The organism is Streptomyces sp. NPDC107559 (genome assembly GCF_055657365.1).
On the sequence record NZ_JBVKBD010000006.1, the window covers coordinates 455019 to 468832 of the forward strand.

Genomic DNA, 13814 nt, shown 5'->3' on the forward strand with positions numbered 1-13814 from the left:
GATCATAAGCACCCTCCGCACCACTTCTCACCTGCATAAACACATCTTTGAGCGGCCCAAAGAACGCCTGCGGAACTGACGCGGGAGCCGACCTGGCGCAGATCGGGGGGCGCATTCACGCGAGTGCTCCGGGTGCGCGCTGCCGAGACGTCGTACGCACTGGTGCTCGACGCGGTACGCGGGCAGACTTCAGCAGGCGGGGCGAGGTCCCCGCACGGGGGCGCACACTGGATCACGGAGACGGGCTGGATCACGCCACGGGTCGGATCACCCGCAAGGCAGCGCGGTCCGGCGCACCAGGCGCACAAGGGGGCGGAACGGCATGGCGGAGCCGGAGTTCACGGCGACGGGCGTGCGGATCGGCAAGCGGCTGCGTTCGCTCACCCGGGCCGGGCAGGTCCGGATCAGCGGCGGCAGGCTGGAGTTGCTCACGAGTTACGGCAGCGAGATCGACAGCGCGCCGGTGCAGGCGGTACGGGCGTCGAAGCCCTGGTTCGCGCCGCAGGACCGCGCCCTGGCGGACCTCAACGGCAACCGGTACCTGCTGACCCTGGGTGACCACGACCCCGCGCCCGGCGAGCCGGGGCCACCCGCGGCACGACGGTTCATCGAGGCCGTACGCCGGGCCGCCGGACGGGGCGGCTGAGTCGCGAGTTGCGGCACGGACCCCACTGGGTCACGCTGTTCTCACGTCACTCTGGGTTTACCGGCGATAACGCTGCGAACCAGCCCGCCGGACATGACAGCAGGCGGCAGCTTCACCCCACGTCCTGCTGGAACCGAACTTCGTGTTCTTCCGGACCTCACGTCGGGGAGTCGCAGCCGTGATCAGTCACCCGAGCAGGCACTGCACGGTGGAGCTCCAAGCCCTGCCGTCGCGGATCGGCCAGGTCCGCAGAATCGTATCGGCGCAGTTGCGCTACTGGCATATGGACCCCCTCATCGACCGGGCCGCGCTCGGTGTGACAGAGCTTCTGACCAACGTCCACCGGCATGCCCAGCCCGACAAGACGTGCACAGTGGAGATGGAGCTGGTGGTCGACCGGCTGACCGTCTCCGTGCGCGACCACGACCCCAGGCTCCCGGTGGTCGACGACGCGGAACCCCTGGCCACCTGCGGACGCGGGCTCGCCATGGTCGCCGCGGTGAGCGAGAGCTGGGGCGTCCGGCCGGACGGCGAGTCCGGCAAGGTCGTGTGGTTCACGCTCCCCACGACCGTCTCCGCGCCGGCCCGCCCGGCACGCCGTACGGTCGCGGACAAACCCGCGCACCTGTTCACGGAGGTCGAGGTCACGACCGACGGCCTCAGGCCCGCCCATGCTCCCGCCCGGTCGGCCGTTGCAGGCTGACCGGGCGGTGACCGGGCGGGCCGTACGGGTCTGCCGCGCGCCGTGGGCGAGGTGCCGCGGGCGGTGTCGCCGAGGTCGCGGCGGGCGGTGTCGCCCGTCGTCAGGCCTCGTCCGCCGGCCTGCGCGCCGTGTCGCGGCTGCCGTCCGCGTGGTCCGGCGCCGGTGTGCCGCCCTCCGCCGCGGCCGACGCAGGGCCCAGGTCGAACGCCCAGACCAGGAAGCCGATCAGGTCGCCGCAGCAGGCTCGGTCGACGCCCACGCCTTCCGGGGCTCGTACGGCCGGCTCGTGGTCACCCTGGTCCTTCACCACGGCGAGGAGCCCGCGGCCGCCCGCGTGACCGTGGCCGCCCGCGTGACCGTGGCCGCCGTCATGCCGCGCCGCCCTTGTCCGTACGGCCGAACTGCTCGTCGAGGACGGACAGTCGGCGCCAGTACTCGTCCTCGTCGATCTCGCCGGAGGCGAAGCGGCGGCCGAGGATCGCGACGGGCGAGTCACCGGACGGACGGGGGTCGCCGACCGCCTGCCACGGTCCGCGACGGCCGCGCCGGGCGGTGCGGCGCAGGAAGGTGACGGCGCCGGCCACGACGGCCGCCCAGATCAGCGGGAAGAACAGGATCCAGGGGCCGGGTCCGCCGTGCCAGTCGGCCAGGGTGGTCATCTCGGTCATCTCCTCGGTGAGACGGTGGACGGGTTCTCGGTGATGTCCCGAGACTCGCCCACGGAAGGGGTCCGGGTCGTCGTACGGCCAGCGGCAGTACGCGTACCGCCCCGGGAGTACGCGGACGGTCCGCGCCTGCTCCCCGACGTCTCCCGGCCGTCTCCAGGCCGCTCCCCGACCTCTTTCCCGGCCTCCGAGATTTCTGTAACTACTAGTATGTACAGTGGCGGCATGAGCACCTCGGAACGACTGATCGAGTCCACCCGGGACCTGCTCTGGGAGCGCGGCTATGTGGGCACCAGCCCCAAGGCGATCCTGGAGCGCGCGGGCGCCGGGCAGGGCAGCATGTACCACCACTTCAAGGGCAAGCCGGACCTCGCCCTGGCCGCCATCCGGCGGACGGCCGAGGAGCTGCTGGCCACCACCGGCTCCCTCCTCGACGGTCCGGGCACTCCGTACGAGCGCATCCGGGCGTACCTCCTGCGCGAGCGCGACGTGCTGCGCGGCTGCCCGATCGGGCGGCTGACCATGGACCCCGACGTCGTCGCCGACGACACGCTGCGCGCCCCGGTCGACGAGGCGCTCGACCGGATCCGCGAACGGCTCGCCGGGATCGTCGAGGAGGGCGTGGAGCAGGGCGAGTTCCCGCCCGGACTCGACGGCGAGGAGATCGCGGCGACGATCCTCGCGACTGTCCAGGGCGGTTACGTCCTGGCCCGCGCCTCCGGTTCGCCGGCCGCCTTCGACACGGGCGTCCGGGGACTGCTCTCCCTGCTCGCCCCCCGTTAGGAGCACTCACGCATGCACATCACCCGGCAGCGCCCCGAGACGAGGCAGGGCCCGGCGGAGCACTTCACCGGCACGGTCTGGCTCGACGCGATCGCGGCCCCCGGCCCCCCGTCCCGGCTGCACCTGTTCGACGTGCACTTCGCACCCGGCGCACACACCGCCTGGCACCGCCATCCCCACGGGCAGGTCCTGCACGTCCTGGAGGGCGAGGGCCGGGTGCAGCGCAAGGACGGCGCGGTGCTCGCGGCGGCGGCCGTGGACACCAGCCGCTGGGAGTCGGTCCACTTCTCCCTCTGGGAGCACGACACGCCCGAGACGGACGGGGAGGTGTTCGAGGTGCTGCATCTGTCGGCGCCGGGACGGGACACGCTGCCGCGGGGCAGACAGTGGTGAGCACGGTCCGTACGGTGCTGGGGGACGTGCCGCCCGAGCGGCTCGGGGTGTGCGACGCGCACGACCACCTGTTCTTCGGCAGCCCTCTGCTCCCGGGGCAGGAGCTGCGCAGTGCCTCCGCGGCACGGGCGGAGCTGACCGCGTTCCGCGCGCAGGGGGGCGGCAGCGTCGTGCAGTGGACGCCGTACGGTCTGGGCCGCCGCGCGGCCGATCTGCCGGCGCTGTCCCGGGAGACCGGGGTGCACGTGGTAACCGCAACGGGCCTGCACCAGGCGGCGCACTACGACGAGGCGCTGCTCGGCCGGCTGCGCGGCAGCCTCGCCGACGTGTTCGTCGGCGAACTGACCTCGGGCATCGGCACGTCGGGAGTGCGCGCCGGACTGATCAAGGTGGCCGGCGGCTTCCACACGCTCGACGCGCACGCCCGCTGGACCATGACCGCGGCGGCCGAGGCCCACCATGCGACCGGTGCGCCCATCGCCGTGCACCTGGAACTCGGCACCGGCGCGCTGGACGTACTCGACCTGCTGTGCGGCGAGTCGGGTGTGCCGCCGCACCGGGTGATCCTCGGGCACCTGAACCGTTTCCCCGACGGCACGCTGCACCGCCAGGCCGCCGCGTCGGGCTGCTATCTGGCGTTCGACGGGCCCTCGCGCGCCCATCACGCCACCGACTGGCGGATGCCCGACGCGGTCCGCGCACTCGCCGACGCGGGACACGGCGACCGGCTGCTGCTCGGCGGGGACACCACGACGGCGGCCGCCCGCTCGGTGGGCGGTGGTCCCGGTATGCCGTATCTGCTGCGCCGGGTGCGGCCGCGGCTGGCGGCGGCCCTGGGCGAGGAGCTGGTGGACCGCATCCTGATACAGAACGCCGGCCGGGCCTTCGGCGTCGAGTGGCGCTGAGCGGACTCCACACCCACCATACTTGACCGATCGTTCTGCATTGTTCTAGCGTCCGGTCATGGCCAGGAGCAAGGAATTCGATCCGGACGCGACCCTCGACGCAGCACTCGAACTGTTCTGGCAGCGCGGGTACGAGGCGACCTCCATGGCCGACCTGGTGGAGCGGCTCGGCATCGGCCGGGCGAGCATCTACGCCACCTACGGCAACAAGCACGACCTGTACCTGAAGGCGTTGGAGCGGTACGGCGAGACACGGGACCCCCTGCTGCTGCGCGAGCTGTCCCAGCCCGGCCCGGCACTGCCGGCCGTACGCGCGGTGGTACGGCGGTTCGCCGCGGAGGCCGCCGCCGACGACAGTCGTACGCGGGGCTGCTTCGTCACCAACACGGCGGCCGAGGTGGCCCCCCACGACAGCGCGGCCGCCCGGCGCGTGGAGCTCAGCTGGGAGCACCTGGAGACGCTGCTGCACTCGGCGCTGGTCCGCGCCCAGGCCCAGGGCGAGCTGCCCGCGCACCGCGAACCCCGGGCGGTGGCCCGCATGCTGCTCGTCCTCATGCAGGGGCTGCGGGTGGTCGGCAAGGCTTCCGCCGACCCGGCGCGGGTCCGGGAGGCGGCGGAGCAGGCACTCGCCATACTGGAATGAACGGTTCGGAAAATTGGATCCCCCGGGATCCGTCGCAGGGATCCCCCGGGATCCGTCGCAGGGATCCCCCGGGATCCGTCACGAAGGGAACGTCTCGTCATGTCCGGCACTCGCTCCGCCCGTTTCACCGGCCGCACCGCCCTGGTCACCGGAGGAGGATCCGGGATCGGTCGGGCCGTCGCGCTGGCGTTCGCCGCCGAGGGGGCCCGGGTCGTCGTGGCCGGGCGCGGACGAGCCGCGCTCGACGAGACCGTCGCGCTCGCGGCGGCGGCCGGCGGCGGCGAGACGGTCGCCGTCGTCGCCGACGTGACCAGGGCCGGTGACGTCGACGCGCTGGTCCGGGAGACCGTGGCCCGCTTCGGCTCGCTCGACATCGCCGTCAACAACGCGGGGGTCTTCCGCGGCGCCGGGCCGGTGGCGGACGTGCCCGAGGAGGACTGGCAGACCCTGCTCGACGTCAACGTCACGGGCGTCTTCCTCGCCCTGCGGGCCGAGATCCGTCAGATGCGCAGCCAGCCGGGCGGCGGCACGATCGTCAACGTCTCCTCCAACCTCGGGCCCCACAAGCAGGCGCGCGGGCTCGCCGCCTACGGGGCGTCCAAGGCCGCCGTCTCCGCCCTCACCCGCGGCGCCGCGCTCGACCACATCGCGGACGGCGTACGCATCAACGCGGTCAGCCCCGGCCCGGCCGACACCGCCATGTCGCTGCGGCCCGGCGAGTCGCCGGCGGACCGCGACGTACGGATGAAGGAGCTGTCCCCGCTCGGCCGGGTCTCCTCGACCGAGGAGGTGGCCCAGGCCGTGCTGTACCTGGCCTCGGACGCGGCCGCGTCGGTGGTGGGCACGGATCTGGTGATCGACGGCGGTGCGGTGCTGTGACGGAACGGCCGTGCGCGCAGGCGTACCGACCATGTACGCCTACGCGTGCGTGGTCGGTGCGCCTACGCGTGCGCGGTCAGTGCGCCCAGGGGGTCGTCGAGCACCGGCTGCCACGCCAGCTCCGCCGCTCCCACCAGGCTGTTGTGGTCCAGTGAGCAGGCCAGGATGGGCACGCCCCCGCTGCGGCCCCACAGGCTGCGGTCGGCGACCACCGCGCGCAGCCGGTCCGGGTCGGCGTCGATGAGGGTGCGGTGCAGACCGCCGAGGATGATGCGGTCGGGGTTGAGGATGTTCACCAGTCCGGCGAGTCCGAGGCCCAACCGGTCGATCAGGGCCTCGACGGCGGTACGGACCGCCGGGTCGGCGTACTCGTCGCGGATCAGGTCGTCGGCCTGCTTCAGCAGGGACTCCTCGGGGCCCGGCGCCCGGCCCGCCGCTGTGAGCAGGGCCAACGGGTCCGTCTCCACGTCGAGGCAGCCGCGGCTGCCGCAGTAACAGGGGTGGCCGCCCTCGGGGTTGACGGTGAGATGGCCGACCTCCAGGGCCAGGCCCGAACTGCCGGTGTGCAGACGCCCGTCGAGTACCAGCGCACCGCCGACCCCTCGGTGTCCGGTGGCCACGCACAGCAGGTCGCGGGCCCCGCGTCCGGCGCCGTGCCGGTGCTCGGCGAGCGCGGCGAGGTTGATGTCGTTGCCCGCGAACGCCGGACCGGTGATGCCCGCGGCATGCACCTGCTCGGCGAAGATCTCCCGTACGGGCGCCCCCGCGGGCCAGGCCAGGTGCAGCGGGTTCAGGGCCAGGCCCTCGGGTTCGGCGACCGCGGACGGCACGGCGAGCCCTGCGCCCACGCACCGCCGCCCGGTCCGCCGCAGCAGTTCGGCACCCACCTCCACGACGGAGCCGAGCACCTTCGCCGGATCGGCGTCGACCGCCTCGCAACCGGGTGCGGTCGCGACGATCCGGCCGCCGAGTCCGACCAGCGCGGCCCGGAACCCGTCGGCGTGCACCTGCGCGGCCAGCGCCACGGGCCCGTCCTCGGCGAGTTCGAGCCGGTGCGAGGGCCGGCCCTGCGATCCGGCGGCGGCGGGCCTGGCGTCGACCCTGATCAGGCCGAGTGCCTCCAGCTCCACGGCCACGGCGCCCGCCGTGGCACGGGTGACGCCCAGTTCGGCGGTCAGCACGGCCCGGGTCGGCGCACGCCCGGTGTGCACCAGCTCCAGCGCGGGTCCGAGCGCACCGCGCCCCCGGTCCAGCCGTGTCCTGGAGGTGGTCCCTTCCCCTGCCTGCCGGGGCTCCGCCTTGCCGCTCATGAGAGCGAGTCTCCCATGATCCGCTCGACGGCCGGCGATCGCGACCGTATCGACATGCCCACGTCGGATTCACCGGGGGTGGAACGGCTCACCGCTCCACGCGGCGGGGCCTTCAGCCCAGCCCGCTCACCCGCAGGGTGATGTTCAGCCGTCCGGTCAGCCCCAGCGAGGCCGGGGCGGTGCCCGGGTGGACCCGCGGCACCCCGTGGTAGGCGAGCCGCGACGGCCCGCCGAACACGAACAGATCGCCGCTGCGCAGTTCGACGTCCGTGTACGGGCGCGCCCGCGTCTGCGTGTTGCCGAAGCGGAAGACGCAGGTGTCGCCGAGGCTCATGGACACCACGGGGGCCTCGGACTTCTCGTCGGCGTCGCGGTGCATGCCCATCCGGGCGTCGCCGTCGTAGAAATTGATCAGCGCGATGTCGTAGGCCGCCGCCGTGCCCGGCGCCGTCGCCGCGTCCGGGCCGAGCGCGTCGCGCACCGCGCGTCGGCCCAGCTCACCCAGCCAGGCGGGGAACGGCTTCACCGGCGCGGCGTCCCCGTCGACGACCGTGCGGGCGTAGGCGTACGGGTACCAGTGCCAGCCCAGACAGACCTGCCGGGCCGTCATGGTCCCGCCGCCGGGCGTGACCACCGTGCGCAGCCCGGCCGGCGGACGTGCCCACTCGCGGCAGGCTTCGAGCAGTTCCCGCTGCTCCCGGGCGTCGAGCCAGTCCGGCACATGGACCGCGCCCGGCGCGAGGTCCGTACGGTCCCGGGGGAACAGTTCGGCGTCCATGGCCCCATCCTCCCGCACCGGGTCGTGGCACCGGCCCTGAACTGCGGCTCCGCTAGCCTTGACGCACGATGAACGACCGTATGACGACTCCCTGGGGCGAGCTCCTGCTGGCCCGCTTCCCCGACGACCCGCGCGACCGGCTGCGGGCCTGGGACGCCTCCGACGCGTATCTCCTGCGGTACCTCGCCGAGCAGCCCGTGTCACCGGCCGGCACGGTCGTGGTCGTGGGCGACCGCTGGGGTGCCCTGGTCACCGCGCTGGCGGCGCACCGGCCGACACAGATCACCGACTCGTTCCTCGCGCAGGAGGCGACGCGGGCCAACCTCGCCCGCAACGACGTGGAGACCGGGGCCGTACGGCTGCTGACCACCCAGGACGCTCCGCCCGAGCGGATCGACGTGCTCCTGGTGCGGGTGCCGAAGAGCCTGGCGCTCCTGGAGGAGCAGCTGCTGCGGCTGGCACCCGCGGTGCACGAGAACACGGTCGTGGTCGGCACCGGCATGGTGAAGGAGATCCACACCTCGACGCTGCGGCTGTTCGAGCGGATCCTCGGACCGACCCGCACCTCGCTGGCCGAGCAGAAGGCACGCCTGATCTTCTGCGAGCCCGACCCGGCGCTGAAGCGGCCGACCAGTCCATGGCCCTACGTGTACACGCTCCCGGACGGCGTCGGTGCCGTCTCCGGGCGCACGGTCGTCAACCACGCGGGCGTCTTCTGCGCCGACCGGCTCGACATCGGCACCCGGTTCTTCCTGCGGCATCTGCCCGACTGCCGGGGGGCCCGGCGGGTGGTGGACCTGGGCTGCGGCAACGGTGTCGTCGGTACGGCGGTGGCGCTGGCCGAACCGGACGCCGAAGTGCTGTTCGTCGACGAGTCGTTCCAGGCCGTCGCCTCGGCCGAGGCGACGTACAAGGCGAACGGGGTGCCGGGGCACGCCGAGTTCCGGGTCGGGGACGGTCTGTCCGGTGTGCCGGACGGCAGTGTCGACGTCGTCCTCAACAACCCGCCGTTCCACTCCCATCAGGCGACGACCGACGCGACGGCCTGGCGGATGTTCGCCGGGGCGCAGCGCGTGCTGCGGCCGGGCGGCGAGCTGTGGGTGATCGGCAACCGGCACCTGGGCTACCACGTCAAGCTGCGGCGGCTGTTCGGCAACAGCCGACTGGTGGCCGGGGACCCGAAGTTCGTGGTGCTCAAGGCGGTCAAGCGGGGGTGAGCCGGCCGTGGGCGGTCAGCCGAGCACCTTGATGATCCGGGTCACGGCCTCCGCCATCGCCGCCCGGCCCACGGCGAGGTACTTGCGCGAGTCGACCGCCTCCGGGTACGCGGCGAGGAAGTCCCTGATCGCGCAGGTCATGGCGATGTTGAGGGCGGTGCCGACGTTGACCTTGGCGATGCCCCCGCCGACCGCCGCGGTCAGTTCGCCGTCCGGGACCCCGGAGGAGCCGTGCAGGACGAGCGGGATGCCGACGGCGCCGGAGAGACGGGCGAGGAGGGCGTGGTCCAGGACGGCGGTGCGAGTGGTCATCGCGTGGGAGCTGCCGATGGCCACGGCCAGGGCGTCGACACCGGCCTCCGTCACGAAGGCGCGGGCCCCGGCGGGGTCGGTGCGGGCGCCGGGTGCGTGGGGATCGAGCGACGGGGCTCCGTCCTTGCCTCCGACCTGCCCCAACTCGGCCTCGATCCACAGCCCTTGGGCGTGTGCCCAGTCGGCGGCGGCCCGGGTCGCGGCGAGGTTCTCCTGATACGGCAGACGGGCGGCGTCGTACATCACCGAGCTGAAGCCGGCGTCCGGCGCCTGGCGCAGCAGGGCGTCGCTCTGGACGTGGTCGAGGTGCAACGCGACCGGCACGTCGGCGCGTTCGGCGGCGGCCGTCGCCGCGCGGGCGAGCGGGAGCAGCCGGCCGTAGCGGAATCTGACGGCGTTCTCGCTGACCTGGAGGACGACGGGCGACCGGGCCGTCTCGGCGCCGGCGATGACGGCCTCGACGTGCTCCAGCGTGATGACGTTGAAGGCGGCGACGGCGGAACGGCTCGCGGCGGCGCGGGCGACGAGCTCGCCGGTGGTCGTGAGGGGCACGGCCCTTCCTTTCCGGGCGATCACGGCTGTCAGGGAGAACGGGGAGATCGGGGAGATCGAGGGAACTCGGAGGCAGCCACAAGGAGTTCGGAGACATCCGGGGAGTTCCGAGGGGGTCGCGGAAGAGCGGCCGAGGCCGTAGGGGATCAGTGGTGCCCAGGGGCGAGGATCACCGAGCGGGTGAGGTGCCGCGGGCGGTCCGGGTCGAGGCCGCGGGCCGCGGCGACCGCGACGGCGAGCCGCTGGGCCCGGACCAGTTCGGCGAGCGGGTCGAGATCGCCCCGCACCCACCGGCCGCCGGTGGCGCCCACCTGCTCGGCCAGCCCCTCCGGCGCCTCGCCGAACATCCAGGTGGCGGTGCCCTCGGTGGTGACGCTGATGGGGCCGTGCCGGTACTCCATCGCCGGGTAGGCCTCCGCCCACGACAGTGCGGCCTCGCGCATCTTCAGTCCGGCCTCGTTCGCCAGACCGACCGTCCAGCCACGGCCGAGGAAGGTGAACTGGGCGCAGTCGACCAGCCCTTGGGGCAGCTCGGCGGCGAGCGCGGTACGGGCGTCGGTGACCACGGCGTCGTCGTGCAGCCCGAAGCGGGCGCGCAAGAGGGTGAGGGCCGTGGTGGCGAAGCGGGTCTGGACGACGGAGCGCTCGTCGGCGTAGTCGAGGACGACGAGGTCGTCGGCGGCGGCCGTCACGGGCGTGCCGGGATCGGCGGTCAGCGCGACGGTGCGGGTACGGCCCCGCAGCCGGGCCAGCAGTTCCAGCACCTCGGTGGTGGTGCCCGAGCGGGTGAGGGCGACGACCCGGTCGTAGGCCCGCCCATGGGGGAACTCCGAGGCCGCGAAGGCGTCGGTCTCCCCCTGACCCGCCGCCTCGCGCAGGCCCGCCGCCGCCTGGGCCATGAAGTACGAGGTACCGCAGCCGACGACCGCGACCCGCTCCCCCGGCGCCGGCAGTACCGCACGGTGTTCCGCCGCCTGGGCGGCCGCACGGGTCCAGCACTCCGGCTGACTGTTCAGTTCCTCCTCGACATGGCTCACGCCGTGCCCCTCCCGGGAGAATCGGAGTCCAGCTGATTGTTCCTGCAAGATACAGCGCACTTTCGAGCATCTTCAAGCATTCGGAGCGGGTCAACCTGCGCTAGGGTCGCCGGGAGATCGAATGCCGTGGACGCACATCGAGTGCCGTGGACGAACGGAGAGGTGCGGATGTCGCGCGACGCGCGCTGGAAGGCGCTGCTGGAGCTGCTCGTCGAGCGCGGCCGGCTGGACGTCGAGGAGGCGGCCGCCGACCTCGCGGTCTCGTCCGCCACGATCCGCCGCGACTTCGACCAGCTCGCCGAGCAGCAGATGCTCGTCCGCACCCGGGGCGGGGCGCTGGTGCACGGGGTGTCGTACGAGCTGCCGCTGCGCTACAAGACCGCCCGCCACGCCTCCGAGAAACAGCGGGTCGCCAAGGCCGTGGCCGAGCTGATCGCGCCCGGCGAGGCGGTCGGACTCACCGGCGGCACGACCACTACCGAGGTGGCGCGGGCCCTGGCCGTACGCGGCGACCTCGCCGACGGCTCCCCCGCACTGACCGTCGTGACCAACGCGCTCAACATCGCGAACGAACTGGCCGTACGCCCGCAGTTCAAGATCGTGGTGACCGGCGGGGTCGCCCGGGCGCAGTCGTACGAACTGGTCGGGCCGCTCGCGGACGGCGTACTGGGCCAGATCACGCTGGATGTGACGGTCCTCGGGGTCGTGTCCTTCGATGTCACCCATGGCGCCGCCGCCCACGACGAGGCGGAGGCCGCCGTCAACCGGCTGCTGTGCGAGCGGGCCGAGCGGGTGATCGTCGCCGCGGACTCCAGCAAACTGGGCCGTCGGGCCTTCGCCCGGATCTGCGCGGCCGGGTCGGTGGACACCCTGGTCACGGACACCGCGGCCGACGCCGACGCGTTGCGCCGGTTCGAGGAGGCGGGGATCCGGGTCCTCGCCGTCTGACCACGCCGCCCGCCGCCGTCGGACGGCAGGCCCGACCGCGCCGCCCGTCGTCGTCGGACGGCAGGCCCGACCGCGCCACCCGCCGTCGTCGGACCGTACACCCGAGCCCGCGCGGGATTCCCAGCCCTCCTCTGCCGGGTTCGGCCTAAGCTGGAAGCCGCGTGATGCGGGCCGGCCCAGGGAGGCTGCGATGACTGAGGCGTCGTTCGACCAGGACGTGCCCGCGGGCGCGCAATACGTGCCGATCGCCGATCACGGGCTGATCGGCGACCTGCGCAGCGTGGCGCTGGTGGCATCGAACGGCACGATCGACTGGTACTGCTGTCCTTCCTTCGACGCGCCCAGCGTCTTCGGCTCCATCCTGGACGCCGAGCGCGGCGGCTCCTTCGAACTGGCGGCGACCGTGCCGGCCCGGACCAAGCAGTTCTACTTCCCCGACACCAACGTCCTGATCACCCGGTTCTTCACCGAGGACGGCGTCGGCGAGGTGCAGGACTTCATGCCGGTCACCTGTGCCAAGGGCCGCGAGGTCGACCGCCACCGGTTGATCCGGCGCGTGCTGTGCGTACGCGGCTCGATCCCCTTCCGGGTCCGGGTGGCGCCGCGCTTCGAGTACGGCGCCTCGCCGCACACCCTGCACGTGCACGGCGACGTGGCCGTGTTCGAGTCCGCGAAGCTCTCCCTCGGACTGACCGCCACGGTCGTCCTGGAGGCGGACGGGGCGGACGCGCGGGCGGACTTCAAGCTCGCCGAGGGCGAGTCGGCGGTGTTCGCGCTCGACCAGCTCGGCGGCGAGGTGTCACCGCGCCGGTGTCCCCGGCTGGAGGCCGAGGAGCAGTTCACCGCCACGGTGGCGTACTGGCGGCACTGGCTGTCCGCCTCCAAGTACCGGGGCCGCTGGCGGGAGATGGTGCACCGCTCCGCGCTCACCCTGAAGCTGCTCACCTACGCTCCCACGGGCGCGATCGTGGCCGCGCCGACCACGAGCCTGCCCGAGCAACTGGGCGGTGAACGCAACTGGGACTACCGCTACGTCTGGGTGCGCGACGCGGCTTTCTGCGTCTACGCACTGCTGCGGCTGGGCTTCACCGGCGAGGCCCAGGCGTTCATGAAGTTCGTGACCCGGCACATCACTCCGGGCGACGGCAAACCGTCCGGCCCCCTTCAGATCATGTACGGCATCGACGGCCGCACCGACCTGCCGGAGCGTGAACTGCCCCATCTGGAGGGCCACTACGGCTCCGCGCCGGTGCGCATCGGCAACGCGGCCGCCGATCAGCTCCAACTCGACATCTACGGCGCGCTGATCGACTCCATCTATCTCTACGACAAGTGGGCGGAGCCCATTTCCAGCGAGCAGTGGGACGATGTGTGCGCGCTGGTCGACTGGGTCTGCGAGCACTGGGACCAGCCGGACGAGGGTGTCTGGGAGACGCGCGGCGGCCGCAAGAACTTCCTGTACTCGCGGCTGATGTGCTGGGTGGCGATCGAACGGGGCATCCGGATGGCCAACCGGCGCGGCCTGCCCGCCGACCTGGCCCGCTGGCAGCAGCGCCGCGACACGATCTACCGGCGCATCCACAGCCGGGGCTGGTCCGAGGACCGTCAGGCCTTCGTGCAGTACGAGGGCAGCGATGTACTGGACGCGGCCGTGCTGATGATGCCGCTCACCAAGTTCATCGCGCCCACCGACCCCAAGTGGCTGTCCACCCTCGACGCGCTCACCAACGACCTGGTCTCCGACTCGCTGGTCTACCGCTACGACCCGCTGGCCAGTCCCGACGGACTGCGCGGCGACGAGGGCACGTTCTCCATCTGCTCCTTCTGGTACGTGGAGGCGATGGTGCGCGCGGGCCGGGTGGACGAGGCGCGGCTCGCGTTCGAGAAGATGCTGACGTACGCCAACCATCTGGGCCTGTACGCCGAGGAGATCAGTCAGACCGGCGAGCAACAGGGCAACTTCCCCCAGGCGTTCACGCATCTCGCCCTCATCAGCGCGGCCTTCAGCCTGGACCGCGCCCTGGGCTGACGCCCCGGTGCCCC

General features: G+C 72.8%; 16 protein-coding genes. 10 read left to right on the forward strand and 6 right to left on the reverse strand.

Going from position 1 to position 13814, the window contains the following annotated elements; genetic code table 11:
* Positions 1-322 precede the first annotated feature (322 nt).
* Both ACZ7OY_RS21115 and ACZ7OY_RS21120 read left to right on the forward strand, forming a co-directional pair.
* The gene (locus ACZ7OY_RS21115) at positions 323-646 is read left to right on the forward strand and encodes a hypothetical protein (protein ID WP_351608564.1); all 324 of its coding nucleotides are present in this window, start codon (positions 323-325) and stop codon (positions 644-646) included.
* A gap of 178 nt (positions 647-824) precedes the next feature.
* Entirely contained in the window at positions 825-1349 is a 525-nt protein-coding gene (locus ACZ7OY_RS21120; RefSeq protein ID WP_351608561.1) for an ATP-binding protein, read from the forward strand.
* A gap of 100 nt (positions 1350-1449) precedes the next feature.
* Here ACZ7OY_RS21120 and ACZ7OY_RS21125 read toward each other — a convergent pair whose 3' ends face one another.
* Both ACZ7OY_RS21125 and ACZ7OY_RS21130 read right to left on the reverse strand, forming a co-directional pair.
* Positions 1450-1659 (reverse strand): hypothetical protein, encoded by a 210-nt coding sequence (locus ACZ7OY_RS21125; protein ID WP_471912772.1) that lies wholly within the window; start codon positions 1657-1659, stop codon positions 1450-1452.
* A gap of 58 nt (positions 1660-1717) precedes the next feature.
* The gene (locus tag ACZ7OY_RS21130) at positions 1718-2008 is read right to left on the reverse strand and encodes an SHOCT domain-containing protein (RefSeq protein ID WP_471912773.1); all 291 of its coding nucleotides are present in this window, start codon (positions 2006-2008) and stop codon (positions 1718-1720) included.
* A gap of 216 nt (positions 2009-2224) precedes the next feature.
* Between ACZ7OY_RS21130 and ACZ7OY_RS21135 the strand changes: the two genes are divergently transcribed.
* The 5 genes from ACZ7OY_RS21135 (at position 2225) to ACZ7OY_RS21155 (ending at position 5617) form a co-directional block, all read left to right on the forward strand.
* Entirely contained in the window at positions 2225-2797 is a 573-nt protein-coding gene (locus ACZ7OY_RS21135; RefSeq protein WP_471912774.1) for a TetR/AcrR family transcriptional regulator, read from the forward strand.
* 12 nt (positions 2798-2809) lie between these two features.
* The gene (locus ACZ7OY_RS21140; RefSeq protein ID WP_471912775.1) at positions 2810-3190 is read left to right on the forward strand and encodes a DUF4865 family protein; all 381 of its coding nucleotides are present in this window, start codon (positions 2810-2812) and stop codon (positions 3188-3190) included.
* Positions 3187-4095, forward strand: a complete 909-nt coding sequence (locus tag ACZ7OY_RS21145; RefSeq protein ID WP_471912776.1) for a phosphotriesterase family protein — start codon at positions 3187-3189, stop codon at positions 4093-4095. Before ACZ7OY_RS21140 ends, ACZ7OY_RS21145 begins: the two co-directional genes overlap by 4 nt.
* A gap of 58 nt (positions 4096-4153) precedes the next feature.
* Entirely contained in the window at positions 4154-4738 is a 585-nt protein-coding gene (locus tag ACZ7OY_RS21150; RefSeq protein ID WP_471912777.1) for a TetR/AcrR family transcriptional regulator, read from the forward strand.
* A gap of 99 nt (positions 4739-4837) precedes the next feature.
* On the forward strand, positions 4838-5617 hold the full coding sequence (locus ACZ7OY_RS21155; protein WP_471912778.1) for an SDR family NAD(P)-dependent oxidoreductase: 780 nt from the start codon (positions 4838-4840) through the stop codon (positions 5615-5617).
* Positions 5618-5679: 62 nt separating this feature from the next.
* Here the strand turns inward: ACZ7OY_RS21155 and ACZ7OY_RS21160 are convergent, their stop codons facing one another.
* Positions 5680-6927, reverse strand: a complete 1248-nt coding sequence (locus ACZ7OY_RS21160; RefSeq protein WP_351608544.1) for an ROK family protein — start codon at positions 6925-6927, stop codon at positions 5680-5682.
* A 112-nt stretch (positions 6928-7039) separates the two neighbouring features.
* Positions 7040-7705, reverse strand: coding sequence for an alpha-ketoglutarate-dependent dioxygenase AlkB family protein (locus tag ACZ7OY_RS21165; RefSeq protein WP_471912779.1), 666 nt, complete (start codon positions 7703-7705; stop codon positions 7040-7042).
* An 80-nt stretch (positions 7706-7785) separates the two neighbouring features.
* Here ACZ7OY_RS21165 and ACZ7OY_RS21170 point away from each other — a divergent pair, with 80 nt between their 5' ends.
* Positions 7786-8922 carry a methyltransferase gene (locus ACZ7OY_RS21170; protein WP_471912780.1) on the forward strand — a complete coding sequence of 379 codons (1137 nt, stop codon included), beginning with the start codon at positions 7786-7788 and terminating at the stop codon, positions 8920-8922.
* A 15-nt stretch (positions 8923-8937) separates the two neighbouring features.
* Here ACZ7OY_RS21170 and ACZ7OY_RS21175 read toward each other — a convergent pair whose 3' ends face one another.
* Positions 8938-9786: a class II fructose-bisphosphate aldolase gene (locus ACZ7OY_RS21175; RefSeq protein ID WP_471912781.1), complete on the reverse strand. Its 849-nt coding sequence runs from the start codon at positions 9784-9786 to the stop codon at positions 8938-8940.
* Between the two features lie 146 nt (positions 9787-9932).
* Positions 9933-10823: an SIS domain-containing protein gene (locus ACZ7OY_RS21180; protein WP_471912782.1), complete on the reverse strand. Its 891-nt coding sequence runs from the start codon at positions 10821-10823 to the stop codon at positions 9933-9935.
* Positions 10824-10991: 168 nt separating this feature from the next.
* Here ACZ7OY_RS21180 and ACZ7OY_RS21185 point away from each other — a divergent pair, with 168 nt between their 5' ends.
* Both ACZ7OY_RS21185 and ACZ7OY_RS21190 read left to right on the forward strand, forming a co-directional pair.
* Positions 10992-11771 (forward strand): DeoR/GlpR family DNA-binding transcription regulator, encoded by a 780-nt coding sequence (locus tag ACZ7OY_RS21185; protein ID WP_471912812.1) that lies wholly within the window; start codon positions 10992-10994, stop codon positions 11769-11771.
* 190 nt (positions 11772-11961) lie between these two features.
* Entirely contained in the window at positions 11962-13800 is a 1839-nt protein-coding gene (locus ACZ7OY_RS21190; RefSeq protein ID WP_471912783.1) for a glycoside hydrolase family 15 protein, read from the forward strand.
* Positions 13801-13814 lie beyond the last annotated feature (14 nt).